The organism is Pseudomonas sp. ADAK2 TE3594 (assembly GCF_053628675.1).
This window is the reverse complement of the sequence record NZ_JBRJGV010000001.1, coordinates 6,411,913-6,435,514: the sequence shown is the minus strand read 5'-3', so window position 1 is coordinate 6,435,514 and position 23,602 is coordinate 6,411,913. Positions and strand designations below refer to the sequence as shown.

General features: G+C 60.4%; 21 protein-coding genes and 1 pseudogene. 8 read left to right on the top strand and 14 right to left on the bottom strand.

The genetic code is table 11. The features are described 5' to 3' along the window. Positions 1-40: 40 nt before the first annotated feature. The 8 genes and pseudogenes from hisI to AB7M22_RS28950 all read left to right on the top strand — a co-directional run bounded on the left by hisI (position 41) and on the right by AB7M22_RS28950 (position 5,172). Positions 41-442: a phosphoribosyl-AMP cyclohydrolase gene (hisI, locus tag AB7M22_RS28985; protein ID WP_030129235.1), complete on the top strand. Its 402-nt coding sequence runs from the start codon at positions 41-43 to the stop codon at positions 440-442. Continuing rightward, a complete protein-coding gene (locus AB7M22_RS28980; RefSeq protein ID WP_007899279.1) occupies positions 435-767 on the top strand; it encodes a phosphoribosyl-ATP diphosphatase in 333 nt (110 codons plus the stop codon). Before hisI ends, AB7M22_RS28980 begins: the two co-directional genes overlap by 8 nt. A 24-nt stretch (positions 768-791) precedes the next feature. Next, the gene (locus AB7M22_RS28975) at positions 792-1,064 is read left to right on the top strand and encodes a twin-arginine translocase TatA/TatE family subunit (RefSeq protein WP_008005062.1); all 273 of its coding nucleotides are present in this window, start codon (positions 792-794) and stop codon (positions 1,062-1,064) included. A gap of 10 nt (positions 1,065-1,074) precedes the next feature. Beyond that, a complete protein-coding gene (gene tatB, locus AB7M22_RS28970; protein WP_454188548.1) occupies positions 1,075-1,500 on the top strand; it encodes a Sec-independent protein translocase protein TatB in 426 nt (141 codons plus the stop codon). Next, entirely contained in the window at positions 1,497-2,291 is a 795-nt protein-coding gene (tatC, locus tag AB7M22_RS28965; protein ID WP_007899282.1) for a twin-arginine translocase subunit TatC, read from the top strand. The genes tatB and tatC overlap by 4 nt, the downstream gene beginning before the upstream one ends. Beyond that, positions 2,288-2,995 (top strand): 16S rRNA (uracil(1498)-N(3))-methyltransferase, encoded by a 708-nt coding sequence (locus AB7M22_RS28960; protein ID WP_454188547.1) that lies wholly within the window; start codon positions 2,288-2,290, stop codon positions 2,993-2,995. The genes tatC and AB7M22_RS28960 overlap by 4 nt, the downstream gene beginning before the upstream one ends. Positions 2,996-3,234: 239 nt before the next feature. Further along, a pseudogene (locus AB7M22_RS28955) lies at positions 3,235-4,314 on the top strand (methyl-accepting chemotaxis protein); the annotation flags it as partial. After that, entirely contained in the window at positions 4,300-5,172 is an 873-nt protein-coding gene (locus tag AB7M22_RS28950; RefSeq protein ID WP_447795463.1) for a methyl-accepting chemotaxis protein, read from the top strand. The pseudogene AB7M22_RS28955 and the gene AB7M22_RS28950, both read left to right, overlap by 15 nt. A gap of 156 nt (positions 5,173-5,328) precedes the next feature. Here AB7M22_RS28950 and AB7M22_RS28945 read toward each other — a convergent pair whose 3' ends face one another. The 14 genes from AB7M22_RS28945 to hutH (AB7M22_RS28880) form a co-directional block, all read right to left on the bottom strand. Continuing rightward, positions 5,329-6,063, bottom strand: a complete 735-nt coding sequence (locus tag AB7M22_RS28945) for an amino acid ABC transporter ATP-binding protein (RefSeq protein ID WP_007899285.1) — start codon at positions 6,061-6,063, stop codon at positions 5,329-5,331. Then, entirely contained in the window at positions 6,056-7,015 is a 960-nt protein-coding gene (locus AB7M22_RS28940; protein WP_454188546.1) for an amino acid ABC transporter permease, read from the bottom strand. The genes AB7M22_RS28945 and AB7M22_RS28940 overlap by 8 nt, the downstream gene beginning before the upstream one ends. Before the next feature lie 164 nt (positions 7,016-7,179). Then, positions 7,180-7,977, bottom strand: a complete 798-nt coding sequence (locus AB7M22_RS28935) for a transporter substrate-binding domain-containing protein (RefSeq protein WP_008005073.1) — start codon at positions 7,975-7,977, stop codon at positions 7,180-7,182. A gap of 333 nt (positions 7,978-8,310) precedes the next feature. After that, positions 8,311-10,881: a glucans biosynthesis glucosyltransferase MdoH gene (gene mdoH, locus AB7M22_RS28930; protein WP_454188545.1), complete on the bottom strand. Its 2,571-nt coding sequence runs from the start codon at positions 10,879-10,881 to the stop codon at positions 8,311-8,313. Continuing rightward, positions 10,874-12,676, bottom strand: coding sequence for a glucan biosynthesis protein G (locus AB7M22_RS28925; RefSeq protein WP_454188544.1), 1,803 nt, complete (start codon positions 12,674-12,676; stop codon positions 10,874-10,876). Before AB7M22_RS28925 ends, mdoH begins: the two co-directional genes overlap by 8 nt. A 321-nt stretch (positions 12,677-12,997) precedes the next feature. Further along, the gene (dtd, locus tag AB7M22_RS28920) at positions 12,998-13,435 is read right to left on the bottom strand and encodes a D-aminoacyl-tRNA deacylase (protein WP_454188543.1); all 438 of its coding nucleotides are present in this window, start codon (positions 13,433-13,435) and stop codon (positions 12,998-13,000) included. Next, positions 13,432-14,403 carry a prolyl aminopeptidase gene (gene pip / locus AB7M22_RS28915; RefSeq protein ID WP_454188542.1) on the bottom strand — a complete coding sequence of 324 codons (972 nt, stop codon included), beginning with the start codon at positions 14,401-14,403 and terminating at the stop codon, positions 13,432-13,434. The genes dtd and pip overlap by 4 nt, the downstream gene beginning before the upstream one ends. A gap of 115 nt (positions 14,404-14,518) precedes the next feature. Continuing rightward, positions 14,519-15,439, bottom strand: a complete 921-nt coding sequence (locus tag AB7M22_RS28910) for an alpha/beta hydrolase (RefSeq protein WP_454188541.1) — start codon at positions 15,437-15,439, stop codon at positions 14,519-14,521. 185 nt (positions 15,440-15,624) lie between these two features. Further along, positions 15,625-16,581 (bottom strand): choline ABC transporter substrate-binding protein, encoded by a 957-nt coding sequence (locus tag AB7M22_RS28905; RefSeq protein ID WP_454188540.1) that lies wholly within the window; start codon positions 16,579-16,581, stop codon positions 15,625-15,627. A gap of 240 nt (positions 16,582-16,821) precedes the next feature. After that, the gene (hutG, locus tag AB7M22_RS28900; RefSeq protein WP_454188539.1) at positions 16,822-17,622 is read right to left on the bottom strand and encodes an N-formylglutamate deformylase; all 801 of its coding nucleotides are present in this window, start codon (positions 17,620-17,622) and stop codon (positions 16,822-16,824) included. Between the two features lie 10 nt (positions 17,623-17,632). After that, a complete protein-coding gene (hutI, locus tag AB7M22_RS28895; protein ID WP_454188538.1) occupies positions 17,633-18,838 on the bottom strand; it encodes an imidazolonepropionase in 1,206 nt (401 codons plus the stop codon). A 16-nt stretch (positions 18,839-18,854) separates the two neighbouring features. After that, a complete protein-coding gene (locus tag AB7M22_RS28890; protein ID WP_454188537.1) occupies positions 18,855-20,264 on the bottom strand; it encodes an amino acid permease in 1,410 nt (469 codons plus the stop codon). 110 nt (positions 20,265-20,374) lie between these two features. Next, positions 20,375-21,913: a histidine ammonia-lyase gene (gene hutH, locus AB7M22_RS28885; protein ID WP_454188536.1), complete on the bottom strand. Its 1,539-nt coding sequence runs from the start codon at positions 21,911-21,913 to the stop codon at positions 20,375-20,377. Between the two features lie 114 nt (positions 21,914-22,027). Further along, the gene (hutH, locus tag AB7M22_RS28880; RefSeq protein WP_454188535.1) at positions 22,028-23,551 is read right to left on the bottom strand and encodes a histidine ammonia-lyase; all 1,524 of its coding nucleotides are present in this window, start codon (positions 23,549-23,551) and stop codon (positions 22,028-22,030) included. Positions 23,552-23,602: the final 51 nt, after the last annotated feature.

Below are 23,602 nucleotides of genomic sequence, written 5' to 3'. Positions count from 1 at the left end.
GGCCTCAACTATTGAAGTAGAGCCCGCGTCGGAGTCGAAGATGAAAAACTGGCTGGACGAGATCAAGTGGGACACCGATGGCCTGGTGCCGGCGATTGCCCAGGATCACAAGACCGGACGCGTCCTGATGATGGCCTGGATGAACCGCGAAGCACTGGAATTGACCGCTGCCGAGAACCGTGCCATTTACTGGTCACGTTCCCGTGGCAAGCTGTGGCGCAAGGGCGAAGAGTCCGGCCATGTGCAAACCCTGCATGAGATGCGCCTGGACTGTGACGCCGACGTGATCATCCTGATGGTTGAGCAGATCGGCGACATCGCCTGCCATACCGGCCGTCAGAGCTGCTTCTACCGCGTCTTCGAGAACGGCGACTGGAAAACCGTCGACCCGGTGCTGAAAGACCCGCACGCTATCTACTCGGCAGGACATACCCATGAGTGACACCCTGACCCGTCTGGCCCAGGTGCTGGAAGAGCGCAAAGGCGCCGCCGCCGACAGCTCGTATGTCGCCAGCCTGTACCACAAGGGCTTGAACAAGATTCTGGAAAAAGTCGGCGAAGAGTCGGTCGAAACCATCATTGCCGCCAAGGATGCCGCCATCAGCGGTGACTGCAGCGATGTGATCTACGAGACCGCCGATTTGTGGTTCCACAGCATGGTCATGCTCGCCCAACTGGGGCAGCATCCACAGGCTGTGCTCGATGAACTGGACCGTCGCTTCGGTCTGTCCGGACATGCCGAGAAAGCCTCTCGCCCGTCCGCCTGAACAACTATTAGAGAGGAACGCAACATGGGCATTTTTGACTGGAAACACTGGATCGTCATCCTGGTTGTCGTGGTGCTGGTGTTCGGCACCAAGAAACTGAAAAACCTCGGCACTGACGTGGGCGAGTCGATCAAGGGCTTCAAAAAAGCCATGAACGACGACGAAAAACCGGCCGATCCGACCGCGACGCCGTCCCAACCGGTACCGCCGGTTCAGCCACAGGCCTCGGTGAACCAGCCGCACACTATCGACGTGCAGGCGCAAAAAGTCGAAGAGCCGATCCGCAAAGACGTGTGAGCACTGACTAATGTTTGGTATCAGCTTCTCTGAACTGCTGCTCGTCGGCCTCGTGGCCCTGCTGGTGCTGGGTCCCGAGCGTCTGCCGGGTGCTGCGCGCACCGCCGGCCTGTGGGTCGGGCGGTTGAAGCGCAGCTTCAACGCGATCAAACAGGAAGTTGAACGTGAAATCGGTGCCGACGAGATTCGCCGGCAACTGCACAACGAGCACATTCTGTCCCTGGAGCAGGAGGCGCGGAAAATCTTCACGCCGACTCAGCAGGAGCCAACGCCGGTGGAACCTGTAGCGACGCAGACGATTCATGCGCCGACGGCTGAGGTTGTGCCAGCGGTTGCAGCCGCTGAACCTGCTACTCCAGTAGAACCTGTTTCTCCTGCGGCTACGCCTGTTGCGCCAGCCCCTCACGACCCAACATTGCCGCCGCGAGCCCCATGAGCGATCTCCCCGAAAACGACCAGCACATGCCGCTGGTTTCGCACCTCACCGAGTTGCGCACTCGCCTGCTGCGTTGTGTCGTGGCGGTGTTCATCATTTTTGCCGGGCTGTTCGCCTTCACCCAGCAGATCTACACCTTCGTCTCCACGCCGCTGCGCCAGTACCTGCCGGCCGGCGCGACGATGATCGCCACCGACGTGTCGTCGCCGTTCCTGACGCCGCTGAAACTGACGATGATGGTCTCGCTGTTCCTGGCGATCCCGGTGATCCTGCATCAGATCTGGGGCTTCATCGCGCCGGGCCTGTACAAGCATGAGAAGCGCATCGCGGTGCCGTTGCTGGTGTCCAGCATTCTGCTGTTCTACACCGGCATGGCCTTCGCCTATTTCCTGGTGTTCCCGCTGATCTTCAAGTTCTTCGCCGCCGCCACCCCGGCCGGCGTGGAAATGATGACTGACATCACCAGCTACCTTGATTTCGTCATGACGCTGTTCTTCGCCTTCGGTGTGGCGTTCGAGATCCCGGTGGCCGTGGTGCTGCTGGTGTGGATCGGCGTGGTCAACGTCGCCTACCTGAAGAAAATCCGCCCGTACGTGATCATCGGCTGCTTCGTGGTCGGCATGATTCTGACGCCGCCGGACATCTTCTCGCAGACGCTGTTGGCTGTACCGATGTGGTTGCTGTTCGAAATCGGCATCCTGTTCGGCAGCCTGATCAGCAAGCGTGGCGAGCATCCGGACGACCAGCCGGCTGACGACCACAACGACCAGCCGCCAGCGACCCAAGCGTGAACCTGCTGCTTCTAGAAGAGGCCGACTTCATTGCGGCCGACCGGGCGATCCTGCGCGATCGCCGGTTGACCCACATGCAGGAAGTTCACCGCTCGGTGGTTGGCGACAGCCTGCGGGTCGGACGTATCGGCGGCTTGATGGGCTCGGCCGAGTTGCTGCGCCTGGACGCCGATGAAGCCGAGTTGCGCGTCACCCTCGACCAGCCGCCACCGGCCAAGCTGCCACTGACTTTGGTGCTGGCTCTGCCGCGACCGAAAATGCTCCGACGAGTGTTTCAGACCGTGGCCGCCATGGGTGTGCCGCGCATCGTGCTGGTGAACAGCTATCGCGTCGAGAAGAGCTTCTGGCAAACGCCGTTCCTGGAACCCGAGGCGATTCGCGAGCAATTGATCCTGGGTCTTGAACAGGCCCGGGACAGCGTGTTGCCGGAGGTCGTCATCGAGAAGCGCTTCAAGCCTTTTGTCGAAGACCGTCTACCGGCCCTTACCGAAGGCACCCTCGGCCTGGTCGGTCATCCCGGCAACTACCCGCCCTGCCCTCGCGGCCTGGACGAACCCGTGACTTTGGCCATCGGCCCCGAAGGCGGCTGGATTCCCTACGAAATCGACTTGCTGGGCAAGGCCGGCCTGCAACCGGTGCAACTTGGCGACCGCATCCTGCGGGTCGAAACCGCCGTCACCGCGCTGCTTTCGCGCCTGTTTTAAAATCAAACATCACACCTGTGGCGACGGGGCAACCTGTAGGAGCGAGGCTTGCCCGCGAAGAACGATGACGCGTCATGCCTGAAAAACCGCGGTGCATTCTTCGCGGGCAAGCCTCGCGCCTACAGGATCTTCGTCGCTCAAATTTCTTAACATTAGGGCAATCCCCTCGCCGCCCGAACATTGCGCCGCGCCTACAGAACGCCGTTTGCCGGCCGATACAGTTCCCATAAAACCGATTAATGGTCCGAGGGAGTAGCAGCATGTACCGATGGCTGGCCGAGAAACTGGGAAATGTAAGCGTCAATCGCAAACTGGGTGTCGGCTTCGGTCTGGTGCTGCTTCTGACCTTGTTGATCACCTTCACCGGCTGGACCGGTCTGAGCGGTGTGATCAGTCGTGGCGATACGCTTGGGTTTATTTCCAGCCTCAATGAGCTGACCAAAGACCTGCGCCTGGCCCGCCTGGATTACGACATGCGCCGTGGCGAACAAGGCCCGGGGGCCGTCAACGAGCTGATCGGCCAACTCGATGCTGGCCTGAAAACCGCTCGCACCCTGATAGAGCAGCCTGCCGACGTAGCCATGATCGACCAGCAATTGGCTGCGGTCAGCGAGTACAAACGCGCCTTCGCCGATGTGACTCAGGCCACCGTCACCCGTGAAGATGCTCGCAGCAAACTGGGCGCCACCGCCGATAACGCCGTGGCCCGGGTCGCTGAAGTCGAAAAATCCTTGTTGCAAGGCGACAGCATTGCTCAGTTCAACAGCGTGATCGACCTGAGCAAACTGATCCAGCAAGCGCGCTTCCAGGTCCGCGGTTACACCTACAGCGGTAAGCCAGAGGCCGAGCAGCCGGCGCTGGACGCCATCGGCAACGCCCTGAAAAACCTCGAAAGCCTGCCGTCTCAACTGCCGGAACAACATATCGCCAACCTGCAACAGGCGACCGACTCGCTCAAAGCCTATCGCGCGGCCGTCAGCCAGTTCCGCGACTCCCAAGTCGCCAGCGCTGCAGCCTTCAAGCGTATGAGCGCGCAAGGCGACATTCTGTTCGACACCAGCAAAAAGCTCACTGCCTCGCAAACTGTCGTACGTGACACCGACACAGCGCATGCCAAGAACATGCTGCTGTTGGCTACTGTCCTGGCGTCGGCCTTTGGTTTGTTCGCCGCCTGGGCCATCACTCGCCAGATCGTCATTCCTCTGAGCCAGACCCTCAAAGTGGCCGAGCGTGTCGCCGCGGGCGACCTGACTCACAATCTCATCTCCGAACGTCAGGATGAACTGGGTCAGCTACAGCGCGCCATGCAGAGCATGACCCTGGGCCTGCGAGAGTTGATCGGTGGCATCAGCGATGGCGTGACCCAAATCGCCAGCGCCGCTGAAGAGCTGTCCGCCGTCACCGAGCAGACCAGCGCCGGGGTCAACAGCCAGAAGGTCGAGACCGATCAGGTGGCCACCGCCATGCACGAAATGACTGCCACCGTGCAGGAAGTCGCGCGCAACGCCGAAGAAGCGTCCGAAGCCGCCGTTGCCGCCGACCAGCAAGCCCGCGAGGGTGACAAGGTGGTTGGCGAAGCCATCGCCCAGATCGAACGCCTGGCGACCGAAGTCGGTAACTCCACCGAAGCCATGGGGCATCTGAAACGCGAAAGCGACAAGATTGGCAGCGTGCTCGACGTGATCAAGTCCGTGGCCCAGCAAACCAACCTGCTGGCGCTCAACGCCGCCATCGAAGCCGCTCGCGCCGGTGAAGCCGGGCGCGGTTTTGCGGTGGTCGCTGACGAAGTCCGCAGCCTGGCCCAGCGCACCCAGAAGTCCACCGAAGAAATCGAAGAGTTGATCGTCGGCCTGCAAACCGGCACTCAGCAAGTCGCGACCATCATGGACAACAGCCGTAGCCTGACCGACAGCAGCGTCGAACTGACCCGCCGCGCCGGCAGCTCGCTGGAAAGCATCACCCGCACCGTGTCGGCAATCCAGTCGATGAACCAGCAGATCGCCGCCGCTGCCGAGCAACAGAGCGCGGTGGCCGAAGAGATCAACCGCAGCGTACTGAACGTGCGTGATGTGTCCGAGCAGACCTCGGCCGCCAGTGAAGAGACCGCGGCCTCCAGCGTCGAGCTGGCGCGGTTGGGGACGCATTTGCAGATGCTGGTGGGGCGGTTCAAGGTTTAAGGCTATTCAATGACCTCAGTCGATTGGGACCGAGGTGATGCCATCGCGGGCAAGCCCGCTCCCACAAGGATCTCTGTTGTTCACAGGTAATGTGTTCAACACGCTACTCCTGTGGGAGCGGGCTTGCCCGCGATGGCGGTCGTAAGGTCGCCGCCGTCAGAGAACCTGCCGCAAAAACGCCTGCGCCCGCGGATCCTTTGGCGCATCGAAGAATTCGGCCGGTGAGGCGTCTTCCAGCAGTTTGCCGTGATCGAAGAACAGCACCCGATCCGCCACTTCCCGAGCGAAGCCCATTTCATGGGTGACGCAGACCATGGTCATGCCTTCCACGGCCAGGGTTTTCATCACATCCAGCACTTCACCGACCATTTCCGGGTCGAGCGCCGAAGTCGGCTCATCGAACAGCATGACCTTCGGCTCCATCGCCAATGCCCGGGCGATGGCCACACGCTGTTGCTGACCACCGGACAGGCGTGACGGAAACTCGTTGGCCTTCTGCGCGATACCGACCTTTTCCAACAACGCCAGCGCCTTGGCCTCGCGCTCCTTCTTGCCGCGCTTGCGCACGACTTTCTGCGCCAGGCAGAGGTTCTCCAGCACGGTCATGTGCGGGAACAGGTTGAAATGCTGGAACACCATGCCGACTTCGCGGCGGTAGGCGTTGACGTCGGTTTTCGGGTCGGCCAATTGCAAACCGTCGATGCTCACCGAGCCCGAGTCGAACTCTTCCAGGCCATTCAGGCAACGGAGGAAGGTCGACTTGCCGGAACCGGACGGACCGATCACCACCAGCACTTCGCCCTTGGCCACCTGGGTGGTGACGTTATCCACCGCGCGAACCACTTGGCCACGGGTGTCGAAGACTTTTACCAGGTCGCGGACTTCAATCACTTTGCGCGAGCCTCCGCTCAAGCCGGCTGGCGATTTTCGACAGCGGCAGGTTGATCAACAGGTACAGCCCGGCCACGCAGAACAGGATTTCGAACGGCGAGAACGAGGTGGTGATAACTTCACGACCGCTTTTCAGCAGCTCGGTAATCGCAATTACCGACACCAGCGAGGTGTCCTTGACCAGGCTGATGAACTGCCCGGCCAGCGGCGGCAGCACGCGTTTGAACGCTTGCGGCAGCACCACGTGGCGCATCGACTGACCGGCACTCAGCCCCAGTGAACGTGCGGCTTCGTTCTGGCCGCGTGCAATCGATTGCACGCCGGAACGGATGATCTCCGCCACATAGGCGCCGGTGAACAGCGACAGCGCGGCGATCCCGGCGAACTCCCGGGAGAGGTTCATCACGGTGCCGATGAAGAAGTAGAAAATGAAAATCTGTACCAGCAGCGGCGTGCCGCGCACCAGTTCGACGTAGATCGTCGAGAGGTCACGAAGGGTCGGGTTGTTCGACAGACGGCAGAGGCCCGTGAGCAGGCCGATCAGCAAGCCAAGCACGCCAGACACCATGGACAACCACAATGTGGTCCAGAGACCCCACATCAGTGGTCCTGCGGCCCAATGGCGAGTTACACCAATCACGTCGCCTTCGGCCACATCATCGCCTTGAGCGACTTGCAGGCTGTTGTCGTCGACCGTCAGGTGCTGCTCGTCCCCGGCATCATTGCGCAGGGTGACTTCGGCTTTATCGCCCTTGCGCACCAGTTCGCTGACAGTAGATATGTCCGCCGCACGTTGGGATTCTTCGGCGTGGTAGGCGAAGTACTGCGGCACTCGATTCCAGCGCCATTCGTAGGACATCAGCGAGGTGGCGTAATACAACGCGCCAGCCAGGCCGATCAGCACCAGCACGGTCAACACGTGCCACGGCCATTGGGCTTTTTTATGTTTCATTGAGTCTGAAGGTTCCGAATTCTGTGTCGCCAGGGAGGCCGTCTTCGCGGGCAAGCCTCGCTCCTACAGGTTTTGTGTCGCGCCCACGTTTGGATGGCAAACGTGAATCCTGTAGGAGCGAGGCTTGCCCGCGAATGGAGCGACTCGGTCTATATGACCGAGCCTTATTCCATGTCCTTGATCCAGGCAGTGTCCTTGAACCACTTGTCATGGATGCGATCGTAGGTGCCGTCTTCGTGGATCTGGTGCAGGAAGTTGTTGATGAAGTTGATGCTGTCGTAATCACCCTTCTTCAGGCCGAAAGCCAGCGGCTCGTAGGTGAACGGCTTGTCGAGGAACACCAGTTTGCCGTTGCCGACCTTGTTCACCGCCACAACGTTGTAAGGCGCGTCGTAGATGAAGGCGTCGGCCTTGCCGTTGACCACGTCAAGCACCGCTTCCTGCTCGTTGTCGTAGCCGTGGTACTTGGCTTTGGAAATGAGTTTTTTGGCGACCATCTCACCGGTGGTGCCGAGCTTGGAGGTGATGCGGTAATCGGCGGTATTCAAGTCTTTATAGGACTTGATGGTGCCTTCCAGCTCTTTGCGGATCAGCAGCGTCTGGCCGACCACGATGAACGGTTCGCTGAAGTTCAGGCGCAGGTTGCGCTCCTGGGTCAGGGTCATACCGCTGCCGATCATGTCGAACTTGTCGGTCAGCAGGGCCGGGATGATGCCGTCGTAGCCGGTGGACACCAGTTCCAGCTTGACGCCCATGGCTTTGGTCATGGCTTTGAGGATGTCGACTTCGAAGCCGATGATCTCGCCGCGCTTGTTGGTCATTTCGAACGGCATGTAGGTCGGGTCCATGCCGACTTTCAGCGTGCCGCGCTTGACCGCGTCGTCGATGGCACCGGCCTGCGCCGCGTTGACTGCAACCAATGCCGTGACGCCGACCAGCAGCATCGAGAGATACTTCTTCATCATCAAGTCCCCAAAACCATCGCGTTGTGAGGCACGCAAACTGCCGGTTTCCCTTGAGAAACCGGCAGATACGAACAGAAAGTTGTCCGGGCGCACCAATTCGGGGACGGATGCTAACGCACTCGTTCGTTTGCACAAGGGGTTACGCGGGATTTGTTGATCGACGCTGGTGACTGATCGTTCCCACGCTCTGCGTGGGAATGCAGCCCGGGACGCTCCGCGTCCCATCTAAAGCCGAACGCGGAGCGTCCGTTGAGGCATTCCCACGCAGAGCGTGGGAACGATCATGCTGGGCGCAGCACAAAAAAAACCCCGCTTTCGCGGGGTTTTTCATTATGCCAACTGAGGCTGCGCGCTCACAGGCTTGAGCGGCAACAGCGGCGCATGGGGATCGGCATCCACCGATGTGCGCCAGGCTTGCAGCCACTCGGCATGGCCTTCGCTCCAGACCTGCTCATGCAGGCGACCCAGCGCGACCGGATCACTCAGCAGGGCCACGCGCTCGTCGTTGGTCAGCCCGGCAGGCCCGACCTTCATCGCATGGCGAACCCGCTCGATACGCAGCCATTCGATTGGCTCGGCCTGACGGTGACGGGATGTCGCCAGCGCGCACGCCAAGGCGTTCTGCTGTGGATCGACCACTGCCCGGACGAAGCCGTCGTTCAACGCATGCCAACGGTTTTCATGGGTGTACTGGTCGGTTGCCAGCAACGCCTGTGGCGGATTGTATTCCTCAGGGATCAGGAACAGGCTTTCGTCACGGGACTTGAGGCCCAGGCCGACACGGCTGGAGATCACCGATACCGGGATCGACAGCATCAGCGAACCGACAATCGGTACCAGCCACCAGAGGAAGCTCGGGTTCAGCCAGATCACCAACAGCGCCCAGAGGAAGCCCAGCAAGGTTTGCGGACCGTGGCGTTTTACCGCTTCGCTCCATGGCGTCGAGTCATCGTCACGTTGTGGCGAGTTCCAGGTCGCGGCCCAGCCGAGGAACGCGGCGAGTACGAAACGGGTGTGGAAGATCATCCGCACCGGCGCCAGCAGCATGGAGAACAACATCTCCAGCAGCATCGACAGCGTCACCTTGAACTTGCCACCGAACTCTTTCGCGCCCTTGGCCCAGATCAGGATGATGCTCAGCAACTTCGGCAGGAACAGCAGCACGATGGTCGTCGAGAACAACGCAATTGCCTTGTCCGGCTGCCATTGTGGCCACAGCGGATAGAGCTGACGCGGTTCCAGGAAGTACTGCGGCTCCATCAACGTGTTAACCGCCAGCAAGGCCGTCGACAACACCAGGAACAAGAACCACAACGGCGCAGACAGGTACGACATCACGCCGGTCAGGAACACCGCACGGTGCACCGGATGCATGCCTTTTACCAGGAACAGCCGGAAGTTCATCAGGTTACCGTGGCACCAGCGACGGTCACGCTTGAGTTCGTCCAGCAGGTTCGGCGGTAGTTCTTCGTAGCTGCCCGGCAAGTCGTAGGCAATCCACACGCCCCAGCCGGCACGGCGCATCAGCGCAGCTTCGACGAAATCGTGGGACAGAATCGCACCGGCAAATGCGCCTTTACCGGGCAACGGCGCCAGGGCGCAGTGCTCGATGAACGGCTTCATGCGGATGATCGCGTTGTGACCCCAATAGTGGGATTCGCCCAACTGCCAGAAGTGCAGACCGGCGGTGAACAATGGACCATACACACGCGTGGCGAACTGCTGCATACGCGCATAAAGGGTGTCCATGCCCGACGCACGCGGCGCGGTCTGGATGATCCCGGCGTCCGGCGTGGCTTCCATCAGGCGCACCAGACTGCTCAGGCATTCGCCGCTCATCACGCTGTCGGCGTCGAGCACGACCATGTACTTGTAGTCACCGCCCCAACGACGGCAGAAGTCGTCGAGGTTGCCGCTTTTACGTTTTACGCGGCGGCGACGGCGACGATAGAAGATCTTGCCGAAGCCCTTGGCTTCACGGCAGACGTCCAGCCAGGCCTGCTGCTCGGCAACGCAGATGTCGGCGTCGTTACTGTCGCTGAGTACGAAAAAGTCGAAGCGATCCAGGTTACCCGAGGCCGCAACCGATTCGAAGGTCGCCCGCAAACCGGCGAACACCCGCGGCACGTCTTCGTTGCAGATCGGCATCACCAGTGCGGTGCGTGCGTCCTTGGCGATCGGCTCGTTGCCGGCGCTGGCGCCGGAAATGCGGTATTTGTCACGGCCGGTGATCAACTCGAGGAAGCCCATCAGCGCAGTCCAGAAACCGGCCGAGACCCAGCAGAACAGAATCCCGAACATAATCAGAATGCTGGTTTGCAAGGCATAAGGCAGCACTTGCGTGGCGGTTTGGCTCAGCGGTTGATGCAGGACTTCTTCAAGATCGACGAACGACCAGCCCTGGTACGGCATGATGCCTTTCATGTACCAACCGGCGACGATCGTCTGACCGAGCATCAGCACCAGAAGAATGTAGCGTCGGATCGAACCGACGGTGCGCCAGCGAGCCGCCGGCAGCACGTTCTCATCTTTCGGCGGTGCTGGCGGATTGGTGCGACCGGTCAGCCGACGCCAGCCACGCACCAGAATGTTGGTGCGCCACGGCTCCGGCACGACTTTGGTCCGACGGATCGGTGGGGTTGCCTTCAGGCAAACCCGGCCACTGGCGTCGAGCACCAGCATTTCCGCGTCCGCCAGTTCTTCGGCGGTGTTCAGGGTCAGGCGCCGGCCGACCGAGGCTTGAGCAGCCTCGGTCGGCGCGTCGAACGTCGAGGACGACAGACGTTCGTGCAGTTCACTGAAAGACTTGCAGCCCGCGAGTTCCGCGCGCTGCTCGTCGCTCATCGGCAAATGCGCCAGGTACTCGGCAAGCGTTTGTGGCTGTACGTGTGAATTACTCATCGGCGGGCAACTGATAGCTCCAGGTCTCGGTCAGGACTTGTTCAGTCGGTGCCGATTCCGTTGTGGCTGGGGCCGCTTCGGCAGCGACAGGCTGCTTGGCGTCTTTGTTGTCCTTGTCCTTGGTATCCTTGACTTGCTGGGCCTGGGCTTGTGCTTCAGCCTGCTTGTCCTTCTTCTCCTGCTGCCGGGCGGCAATCTTGTCGGCCTTGGCAACGGAAGAGCTGGACGCTGGTGCCGCGGTCTTGATCGCCTCGGCAGGCGTGATGTTCTTGACCAGCGCTGCACGCATCTCGGTGGACTTGCCCGGATCCTTGATCTTCATCCGCAGGGTCAGACGCCAGCCCTTGGTTTCAGGGTTGTAGCGGACGCTGTTCTCGACCAGTTCTGCGTTGTCGCCAACGCTCACCTGGCTGCGTACTTCAGCATCTTCCGGCAGGTCTTGCAGGGACGGGCCCTGGAAATCCACCAGATAGGCCACGCTGCCGTCCGGCTGACGAATCAGGTTCGACTGCTTGACGTCACCCGTGGAACGTAGGGTCTGTTGAACCCAGGCGCTGTCCGGCGAATGCAGGGAGGCTTCGTCGATGGTCCAGTGCATGCGGTAGGCAACGTCCAGGGACTGACCAGGCTCAGGCAGTTTTTCCGGACTCCAGAAAGCGACAATATTGTCGTTGGTTTCGTCGGCGGTAGGAATCTCTACCAGATCGACGGAGCCTTTGCCCCAATCGCCTTTCGGTTCGATCCAGGCACTTGGGCGCTTGTCGTAGCGGTCATCGAGGTCTTCGTAGTGACTGAAGTCACGGCCACGTTGCAGCAAACCGAAACCGCGCGGGTTCTCGATCGAGAAGTTGCTCACGGCCAGGTGTTTCGGATTGTTCAGTGGGCGCCAGATCCATTCGCCATTGCCGGCATGGATCGACAGGCCGCTGGAATCATGCAGTTCGCGACGGTAGTTCAGCACTTTCGACGGCTGGTTGGCGCCGAACAGGTACATGCTGGTCAGCGGCGCAACGCCGAGCTTGGTGACCTTGTCACGCAGGAACATCCTGGCCTTGACGTCGACAACCGTGTCGCTGCCCGGACGCAGGGTCAGGCGATAGGCACCGGTGGCACGTGGCGAATCCAGCAGGGCGAAGATCACCAGATGCTTGTCGCCCGGCTTCGGCTGTTGAATCCAGAACTCGGTGAAGCGCGGGAACTCTTCGCCGGACGGCAACGCGGTATCGATGGCCATGCCGCGAGCGGACAGCCCGTAGGTCTGCCCTTTGCCGATGACGCGGAAATAACTCGCGCCGAGCATGGTCATGATTTCGTCTTGCTTGTCAGCCTTGTTGATCGGGTACAGCACACGGAAACCGGCATAACCCAGCTGTTCGGTGGCTTTAGGATCGAACTTCACGTCGCCGAAATCGAAACGACTTGGGTCGTATTTGATCTCTTCGACGGTGTTGGCTGTGATTTCGTTGATTTTCACCGGCGTATCGAAGTGCATACCCTGGTGATAGAACGACAGCTTGAATGGGGTTTTCTGGTTCGCCCATTCGGCCTTTTCAGTGAGGAACCGAATTTTTTGATAGTCCGCGAATTTCATCTCGCGAAATTCATTCGGCAGGTTACTGCGCGGGGCTTCGTATTTTTGCCCGGCCAGCTCTTTTGCCTTGACCGATACGTCATCCAGATTGAATGCCCAAAGTTGGCCGGCGCTGAACAGGCAGAGCAGTGCAGAGCCTGCTACCAGAGCGCTTCGAAACCGTTTGGCAGACAATTTTGGTGCATTACAGGGACTAACAATCACGAGCAACCCTCGCCGAAAACAGATCAAAAAACCAACGGCCAGTTAAAGTGCCAGCACGGTGTGCGGTGGAAAAAAACCGACCCTGCCAACGACTCTTGCCAAGTTGGCGAGCATTGTTCCGACTCCTATGGGGCAAAATGATTCCCCAACAGGTCCCGGACAAGTCTCTACCTAAGTCAAAACGGACCAACGAACGCTGATCCCCGTAGCGCGCGATTATCTAGTAGGCCGCGTTACAACGCATCAGGGGGAACCAAGTATTTATCGGGAAAAGCCCCTGTTTTCAGTCGAAATGCACTTAAAAAGATGTTTCAAGCGCTTTCACGTCTGTAACAGGAGGGTTACCGGGCCATCATTGACCAGGTGCACCTGCATATCCGCGCCGAATCTACCTGATGCCACAGTGCCATGCACCTGTTTCGCTTTGCCCAATAGATAGTCGAACAGCTCCTCGCCCAAAGCCGGAGGAGCCGCAGTCGAAAAACTGGGGCGCAACCCGTTTTTGGTGTCGGCGGCCAGGGTGAACTGTGAGACCAGCAGCAACCCACCGCCTACGTCCGCCAAAGACAGATTCATCTTGCCTTCGGCGTCGCTGAATACTCGATAGTTAAGCAGTTTATGCAGAAGTTTGTCGGCGCTGGCCCGCGTATCGTCGGGTTCGACCGCCACCAGCACCAGCAATCCCTGATCTATCGCCCCAACCACCTCTCCCGCAACCTCGACTCGCGCGCCACGCACGCGTTGCAGCAGGCCCTTCATGCTTCGTCAGGCGACAAGTTGAGCATACGACGGGCCATCAGATCAGCGGCGCGTACCAAGGCATCGGTGATGCCCGATTCGGACGCCGCATGGCCGGCGTCGCGAATCACCTGCAATTCGCTGTTCGGCCAGGCCTGATGCAGTTCCCAGGCGTTGTCCAGCGGACAGATAACGTCGTAACGACCATGGACGATGACGCCAGGCAGGTGGGCGATCTTGGCCATGTCACGAATCAGTTGGTTCGGCTCGAGGAAAGCATTGTTGGTGAAGTAGTGGCACTCGATACGGGCGATGGACAACGCACGCTGAGGCTCGGAGAAGCGGTCGACCACCAGCGGATTCGGCCGCAGGGTGGCGGTTCGGCCTTCCCACATGGACCAGGCTTTGGCCGCGTGCATCTGGGCGATCTGATCGTTGCCGACCAGGCGTTTGTGGAACGCCGAGAGCAAGTCGTGGCGCTCATCCTGCGGGATCGGCGCGATGTAGTCCTGCCAGTAATCGGGAAACAGGCGACTGGCGCCACACTGGTAGAACCACTCGATTTCCTGGGGACGGCAGAGAAAAATCCCGCGCAGAATCAAACCGAGCACGCGTTCCGGATGGGTTTGCGCGTAGGCCAGGGCCAGGGTCGAACCCCAGGAGCCGCCGAACAGCACCCATTTGTCGATGCCCAGGTGCTTGCGAATCCGCTCGAGGTCGGCGACCAGATCCCAGGTGGTGTTGTTTTCCAGGCTGGCGTGGGGCGTGGAGCGACCGCAACCACGCTGGTCGAAGGTGACAATGCGATACAGGTTCGGATCGAAATACCGACGGCTCTGGGCATCACACCCGGCGCCAGGGCCGCCGTGGATGAACACCACCGGCAAACCTTCTGGCGAACCGCTTTCGTCGACATACAGCGTGTGGGTTTTATCGACGGCCAGATCGTGCCGGGCGTGGGGTTTGATCTGCGGGTACAAAGTCTGCATTGCGCGCTCCGTAAGGGGTCGAGGTCATCCCTGGGGGGACTTCTATTATTCTGCCGTCCGGCATCATAAACCCGAATTACTTCAATGAGCATGCCCCTTACAGCGTCAGAGTTTGTCAGCCCGTCGTCTCAGCCAGATAGCCGAGCAGGGTTTCATAGAGTCGGTCGACTTCGGCGACCTGCCCCCGCGCCCGCAAACAGCCGTGAACCAGTCCTTCCCCGTAGTAAAGCGTTGCGCTCACGCCAGCGGCGTTGAGTCGCTCGGCGTAAAGCACGCCGTCATCGCGCAGCGGGTCGAACTGCGCCACGGCGATCAACGCCGGTGGCAGACCGCTGAAATCATCGGCGAGCAAGGGCATCGCATAGGCACCCGGTTGTCGGGCTCCGCCTAAATACAACGCGTGATAACAATCCAGATCGCTGCTGCTGAGCAATGGCGCATCGGCGCATTCGCTGCGTGACGGCAATCGGTGGTCACCGCCCAGCCCCGGATAGATCAGAACCTGCGCGCACGGCGCTGGCTCGCCGGTATCGCGCAAGGCGAGACACAACGCGGCAGCGAGATTGCCGCCAGCACTGTCGCCTGCCACCAGGGTCCGCGCAGGGTCGAGCCGAAACGGTCCTGTGTGCAACGCACGCCAGACACTCAGGCAGTCATCGAACGCCGCCGGAAACGGATACTCCGGCGCCAGCCGATAATCGACGGCGATCACCAACACGCCGAGCACCGATGCCAGCTCAGCACAGATGAAGGCGTGAGAATCCAGATCCCCCACCACCCAACCGCCACCGTGCAGGTACACAATGCACGGCCAACCGCTGGTCGGTGGTTTGACCGGCGGTTGCCAGGCGCGCACCGCCACTCCCGCCAATTCGAAATCGACCACCTCAAGACCTGCGGGATGCGGCGGGGTAAACGCCCGGCACATCTCGCTGTAGGCCTGACGCAAACCGGTGAGGGTGCTGTCGGTGCTGTTGAAGCTGAGGGTTTTCTCGACGAAAGCCGCCATCTGTTCAGAGAGTGGATAAAAAGCCATGAGCCTGCAGCCAGCCAAATAGAGGAAGTCAAAAAATTTGAACGACGCAAATCCTGTGGGAGCGTGGCTTGCCCGCGAAGAATGCACCGCGGTTTTTCAGGTATTACGCGTCATCGTTCTTCGCGGGCAAGCCACGCTCCCACAGGTTCTGCGCCCCCCTCGCCACAGTGATCCCGCTCGACCAGTCAGTTTTTCAAACTGGCCTGAACGGTTGCCACACCCTCCTTGCCATCAACACTGGTGACACCCGCCAGCCAGCGCTGAAGATCTTCGGGATGATCACGCAGCCACTGTTTGGCAACATCCTGCGGTGTCTTGCGTTCCATGATCGGCACCATCAACTGACTTTCCTGAGCCGCGGTAAAGGTCAGGTTTGCCAGCAGGCGGTTCACGTTCGGGCAACGCTCGGCATAGTCCGGCGCGGTCACGGTGGAAACGGTCGCCGCACCTTCGTTCGGACCGTAGACGTCTTCGCTGCCGGTCAGGTAGGCGATGTTCATGTTGATGTTCATCGGGTGCGGGGTCCAGCCGACGAACACCACAAACTCCTTGCGATTGACCGCCCGCTGAACGGCGGCAAGCATGCCGGCCTCACCGGACTCGATCAGTTTGAAATCCTTCAAGCCAAATTGATTGGTCTCGATCATGGTTTTGATCGTGGTGTTGGCGCCGCTGCCCGGCTCGATGCCGTAGATCTTGCCGCCGAGCTGATTCTTGAATCTGGCAATGTCGGCGAAGGTTTTCAGGCCCGCCGCCGCAACATAGTCAGGCACGGCAAGGGTCGCCTGGGCATCCGAGAGGCTCGGTTTGTCCATGACCTTCACTTGATTGGCGGCCACGAACGGGGCGATGTTTTTATCCATCGCCGGTTTCCAGTAACCGAGGAAGGTATCGAGGCGTTTGTCGCGGATGCCGGCGAAGATGATTTGCTGCACGGCACTGGTTTGTTTGCTTTCGTAGCCGAGGCCGTTGAGCAATACGTCAGCCATGCCGCTGGTGGCGATGACGTCGGTCCAGTTGACCACGCCCATGCGTACGGTCTTGCAGGAAGCGGGGTCGTTGGCCAGGACGCTGGTGCTCAGCAGAGCAGTGCCGCAGAGGATTGAAAGGCAGCGGGTGAACAAACCTTTGGTGCTTGTCATAGGGAGCTTTCTCGCGCGGCAGATTATTGTCAGGGACCGGTGTCTTCGTGCACCGTGCCCAGAACATTACGCAGCGTCGAGAGGCTAAAAGCGAACTGTAGCGACCGAGATTTGCACGGTGGCGACAGTTCCGATGATCGTTCCCACGCTCCGCGTGGGAATGCAGCCCGTGACGCTCCGCGTCACTGGACGCGGAGCGTCCCTTGAGGCATTCCCACGCAGGAGCGTGGGAACGATCAGTCACCGATAGTGTTTCTCGCCCCACGCCAGCAGCCCTTGCAGCAATTCCCTGAGCACCACTTGCGTCGGCGCCGCCAGGTCCGGGCGATAACGGAACGGCTCGAACTCTTCCATGTATGTGCACTGGCCTAATTCCAGTTGCACGGCATGGATGTTCTCGGCCGGGTTGCCGTAATGCCGGGTGATGTGCCCGCCCTTGAAGCGACCGTTCAGCACATGACTGTAATCGCCGTGCCGTGCGCAGATGGCTTCCAGTTGGCTGGCCAATTGTGGATCGCAACTGGCGCCATTGAAGGTGCCGAGGTTGAAGTCCGGCAGCTTGCCGTCAAACAGGTGCGGGATGATCGAGCGGATCGAGTGCGCATCGAACAGCAGCGCGTAGCCGAATTCGGCTTTCAGTCGCGCCAGCTCTTCCTGCAAGGTGCGGTGGTACGGTGTCCAGATCTGTTCCAGATAATTCGCGCGTTCTGTGGCCGAGGGCTCCATACCCTCACGGAACAATGGAATACCGTCGAACAACGTCGCCGGGTACAAACCAGTGGTGGCGCCGACATATAAAGGCTTGTCGTCGGACGGTCGGTTCAGGTCGATGACAAATCGCGAGTACTCGGCGGCCAGCGTGCTGGCGCCGAGCTCGGCGGCGAATTCGTAAAGCCTGGGGATGTGCCAATCGGTGTCCGGCAGGCTTTTCGCGTCGGGAATCAACCCGGCTTCGACCGCTGGGGTCAGGCGCAGGCCGGCGTGGGGCATGCTGATCAGCAGCGGCACGCGGCCTTGTTTGAAGTTCAGAACCTTATCCACAACTGCTCTCCTAAACGCTTGTTTCGACGCCGTGACGCACGACGCGTTTTTCCAGGTCGCCGCCCAGCCAGTACGACAGGTCGGCTGGTCGATCAATCTGCCAGGCGACGAAGTCTGCGACTTTGCCGGCTTCCAGCGAACCGTGAGTCTCGGCCATGCCCAGCGCGGTGGCGGCATGAATCGTTGCGCCAGCCAGGGCCTCTTCCGGGGTCATGCGCAAACAGGTGCAGGCCATGTTCAGCATCAAGCGCAACGACAGCGCCGGCGAAGTGCCCGGATTGAGATCGCTGGCGATGGCGATTTTGACGCCGTGTTTGCGCAGGGCTTCCATCGGCGGCAATTGGGTTTCCCGCAGGAAGTAGAACGCGCCGGGCAGCAATACCGCGACGGTGCCCGACTTGGCCATGGCAATGGCGTCGTCTTCGGTCATGAATTCCAGATGATCGGCAGACAGTGCGTGGTAACGCGCCGCCAGGCTCGAACCGTGCAGCGACGACAATTGCTCGGCATGCAGCTTCACCGGCAAGCCGAGGTTCTGCGCGGCGACGAAAACCCGTTCGACCTGTTCCGGCGAAAACCCAAGGTATTCACAGAAAGCATCCACTGCATCCACCAGCCCTTCGGCCGCCAGGGCCGGGAGCATTTCGCTGCAGATGTGATCGATGTAGGCATCGGCACGGTCCGCGTATTCCGGCGGCAAGGCGTGGGCCGCCAGGCAGGTGCTGCGCACGCTGACTGGCAGTTCGGCGCCGAGACGACGAACGACCCGAAGCATCTTGCGTTCGTTAGCCAGGTCCAGGCCATAACCGGACTTGATTTCGATGCTGGTGACGCCATCGCGCATCAGGCTTTTCAGACGCTTGGCGGCGCTGGCGAACAACTCGTCTTCGCTGGCGGCGCGGGTGGCGCGCACGGTGCTGGCGATACCGCCGCCGGCCGCTGCAATTTCTGCGTAGCTGACGCCTTGCAGTCGTTGTTCGAATTCGCCGCTGCGATTACCACCAAACACTGTGTGGGTGTGGCAGTCGATCAGGCCCGGGGTCACCCAAGCCCCTTTCAGGTCATTGACTGCTGGGTATTCGCCGGGCGGCAGTTCGCCGCGCGGACCAATCCACTCAATGTGCGCACCGGACGTCACGATGGCCGCATCCTCGATGATCGAGTAGGCGCCTTGTGCCATGGTTGCGACGTGGCAGTGTTGCCAGAGCGTTTTCATCCTGGCCTCCGTTAGGTTATCGATGAGAAAAATCAGGGTCCCGTGCCACCAATGCTGCCTGGCCTGCCGCCGGTTTCACCCAGGTCAGGTAGGCCAGCACCAGCAACACGATCCAGACCACGCCGACGATCAGCGCTGCCTGGGTGTCCGGGAAGTAGCCCAGCACGCCGAAAATGAACAGCATGAAGGCAATCGCCGCCATTGGCGCATAGGGCCAGAACGGCACCGGGAACTTCAGTTGTGCGACCTGCTCGGCGCTCATGGAACGACGCATCGCCACCTGCGTGAACAGAATCATCAGCCAGACCCATACCGTGGCAAAGGTCGCGATAGAGGCGATCAACAGGAACACGTTCTCCGGAATCAGGTAGTTCAGCAGCACGCCCAGCAACAGCGCGACACTCATCACCACCACGGTCATCCATGGCACACCATTGCCCGACAGGCGGGCGAAGCCTTTGGGTGCATGCCCTTGCTGGGCCAACCCGTACATCATCCGGCCAGCGCCGAAGATGTCACTGTTGATGGCCGACACCGCCGCCGAGATCACCACGATATTGAGGATGGTCGCCGCCGAACTGATCCCCAGGTTGTCGAAAATCTGCACGAACGGACTGCCTTGGCTGCCAATCTGCTGCCATGGAAAGATCGACATCAGCACAAACATCGTCAGCACGTAGAACAGCAGGATACGCAACGGTACGGCATTGATCGCCCGGGGCAGCACGTGCTGCGGGTCTTTCGCTTCACCGGCCGTCACGCCGATGATTTCAATGCCGCCGAACGCAAACATCACCACGGCGAACGAAGCGATCAGGCCGCCCACGCCGTTGGGCATGAAGCCGCCATGGCTCCAGAGATTGCTGATGTCGGTCGCCTGGGCACCGGGGGCCGTGCTGATGCCGAACAGCATGATGCCGAAGCCACCCAGGATCATCGCAACGATGGCCGCGACCTTGAGCAGCGACAACCAGAACTCCATTTCACCGAAGACTTTGACGTTGCACAGGTTCAAGCCGCCGACCACCGAAACGATGCCCAGGACCCAGATCCAGCGATCGACTTCCGGAAACCAGAAGCCCATGTAAATACCGAATGCGGTGACGTCGGCCATACCGACGATGACCATTTCAAACGCGTAGGTCCAACCGAGGATGAAGCCCGCCATCGGCCCAAGATAAGTGCTGGCGTACTGGCCGAAAGAGCCGGCCACCGGGTTGTGCACCGCCATCTCACCGAGGGCGCGCATGACCATGAACACCGCCGCGCCACCGATCAGGTAAGCGAGCAGTACCGCAGGCCCGGCCATTTGAATGGCCGAGGCAGAACCGTAGAACAGCCCGGTGCCGATCGCCGACCCCAGCGCCATGAAGCGAATATGTCGGGCAGAGAGCCCGCGTTTCAAACCTTTTGCTGGCTGTTGCATTTCTCGTCCTTAATTATTCTTATTCGACGCAAAATCGAATCGCGAGCAGGCTCGCTCCCACAGGTTCAGCGCAATCCAATGTGGGAGCGGGCTTGCTCGCGAAGAGGCCATTACAGGCTAGGCAACAACTTCGCCGAAACCAGCTCGTTCAGGCAACGAGTCGCCAGAAGCTCGCTAGCAGCATTGATGTCCGGCGCAAAGAACCGATCCTTCTCATAGAACGGCACTTCGGCACGCAGAATGGCACGAGCCTTTTCCAGTTTCGTCGAGGTCTTCAGACCCTCACGCAGGTCGAGGCCCTGAGCCGCCGCCAGCCATTCCACTGCCAGAACCCCACGCGTGTTTTCAGCCATTTCCCACAGACGCTTGCCCGCCGCCGGAGCCATGGACACGTGGTCTTCCTGGTTTGCCGACGTCGGCAAACTGTCCACCGAGTGCGGATGAGACAGCGCCTTGTTCTCGCTGGCCAATGCTGCCGCGGTCACCTGGGCGATCATGAAGCCGGAGTTCACGCCGCCATTGGCCACCAGGAACGGCGGCAGTTGCGACATGTGCTTGTCCATCATCAGCGAGATGCGGCGTTCGCTCAGGGAACCGATTTCGGCGATGGCCAGGGCCATGTTGTCGGCGGCCATGGCCACCGGCTCGGCGTGGAAGTTACCGCCGGAGATCACGTCACCTTCAGCGGCGAACACCAGCGGGTTGTCGGAAACGGCGTTGGCTTCGATGGCCAACACTTCGGCAGCCTGACGGAACTGGGTCAGGCAGGCGCCCATGACTTGCGGCTGGCAGCGCAGGGAGTACGGGTCCTGGACCTTTTCACAGTTCTGGTGCGAGTCAGACACTTCGCTGCGCTCGCCCAGCAGATCGCGGTAAGCGGCAGCGGCATCGATCTGGCCTTTCTGGCCTCGAGCAGCGTGAATGCGTGCGTCGAATGGCGAGCGCGAACCCAAGACCGCTTCAACCGTCATACCACCGATGGCCAGGGCGCCGGCGAACAAGTCTTCGCCTTCGAACAGACCGCGCAATGCATAAGCGGTAGAAACCTGAGTGCCGTTGAGCAGCGCCAGACCTTCTTTCGCGGCCAGGGTCAGCGGCGTCAGACCGGCGATTTTCAGCGCTTCGGTGGCTTCCATCCACTCGTCTTTGTAGCGTGCCTTGCCTTCGCCCAGCAGCACCAGGGACATGTGGGCCAACGGCGCCAGGTCACCGGATGCACCCACCGAACCTTTCAATGGAATGTGCGGGTAAACCTCGGCATTGATCAGGGCTATCAGTGCGTCGATCACTACGCGACGAATGCCGGAGAAACCACGGCTCAGGCTGTTGACCTTGAGCACCATGACCAGTCGAACCAGCGCGTCGCTGATTGGCTCGCCGACACCGGCGGCGTGGGACAGCACCAGCGAGCGCTGGAGGTTTTCCAGGTCTTCGCTGGCGATACGGGTCGAAGCCAGCAGGCCGAAACCGGTGTTGATGCCATAAGCGGTGCGGTTCTCGGCGAGGATCTGTTCCACGCAGGCAACGCTGGCTTCGATCTGGGCCGAGGCACTGTTGTCGAGGGTGATTTTGACCGGTTGCTGATAAACATCACGCAGTTGGGCAAGGCTCAGTTGGCCGGGAATCAAATTAAGCGCAGTCACATTCATTCTCCTTTTGAGAGTTTTTTATTAACTAACCAGACGCTCCGGAGATTTCCGTTGTCCGTCGCTTCCCGACTTGTTGAGAGGGGCTGGCGCCTTGGCACGCTGGTGTTGTGGATTTCAGTTCAGGTTCGGTAAAGCCTTGTGCAACAAAATCGGGTCTTTCAAAACACTGGCAGCGGCAGCAATGTCCGGTGCCAGCCAGCGGTCCTGGTCGTAGGCCGGGACTCGTTCACGCAGCAGACGCCACGCGGTATCGGTGCCAGCGCCAAAGCGTTGTTCTTTGAGGAATTCAAAAGCCTGGGATGCCAGCAAATACTCAATGGCGAGGATCTGCGTGCAGTTTTCCAACGCGCGATGCAGCTTCAGCGCCGCGTTGGTGCCCATGCTCAAGTGGTCTTCCTGCAAGCCCGAGGTAACGTAGTTGTCGAGCACCGCCGGTTGCGCCAACTGGCGGTTTTCCGCACACAGGGACGCGGCAACGTACTGGACGATCATCATCCCGGAATTCACCCCGGGATTGGCCACCAGAAACGCCGGCAAACCGCTGACGTGCGGGTTGATCAAGCGGTCCAGGCGACGCTCGGCGATGGAGCCGATTTCGGCCATGGCAATCGCCAGCAAATCTGCCGCCAATGCCACTGACTGACCGTGCGGGTTGGCCTGGGACATCACCCGGAAGTTGTCCGGCGTGCCCAGCAGCATCGGGTTGTCGGTAACAGAGTTGAGTTCGGTTTCGATCTGCTGTTTCGCGTGTTCAAGTTGATCGCGAGCGGCGCCGTGGACTTGCGGGATCGAACGGATGCTCAACGCATCTTGAGTGCGAATTCCTTTGCTGCTGGCAATCACTTCACTGCCGTCGAGCAACGCCCGCAGGTTGATGCCGACTTGCTGCATGCCCGGGTGAGGCTTGAGCGCGATAATCTCGGCGTCGAACGCGGCAATCTGGCCGCGCTGGGCTTCGAAGCTCATGGCACCGATCACATCGGCCCATTGCACCAGACGCGTCGCATCGGCAATTGCCAGGCAGCTGAGACCGGTCATGCACGGCGTGCCGTTGACCAGGCACAAGCCATCTTTGGCGCCGAGCTGAACCGGTTGCAGACCTTCCTCGCTCAAGGCCTGCTGCGCGGAGACGATCTGCCCGCGATAGCTGACATTGCCGACACCCAGCAGAGTGATTCCGATGTGGGCCATGTGGGTCAGGTAGCCCACCGAACCCTGGGACGGTACTTGCGGAGTGATGCCACGGTTGAGCAGTGCCAACAGGGCTTCGACCACCCGGCGATGAATGCCGGATTTGCCATGGCTATAGTTGCGAATAGCGGCGCAGATGATTGCGCGGGTCTGTTCGTCGGCCAATGGCGCGCCGACGCCACAGGCGTGACTGAGCAAGGTGTTGCGCGACAGTTGGCTGAGTTGCTCGCCTTTGAGCGAGACGTTGCACAAGGCGCCCAGGCCGGTGTTGACGCCGTAGGCACGCTCGCCGCTGGCGACGATGCGCTGGACGATCGCCTGGGCATTCTCGATCCGCGCCCAGATCTGGGGCGACAGCTCGAGCTGCGCGCCGTGACGAGCGACTGCGACCACATCCTGCCAGCGCAACGGAGCGTCAGCGATAACGATTTTTTCAGCCTGGGACATCTTCAACCTCGTGCGTACAACCTGAATATTGATGCAGCGTTACTGGCCTCA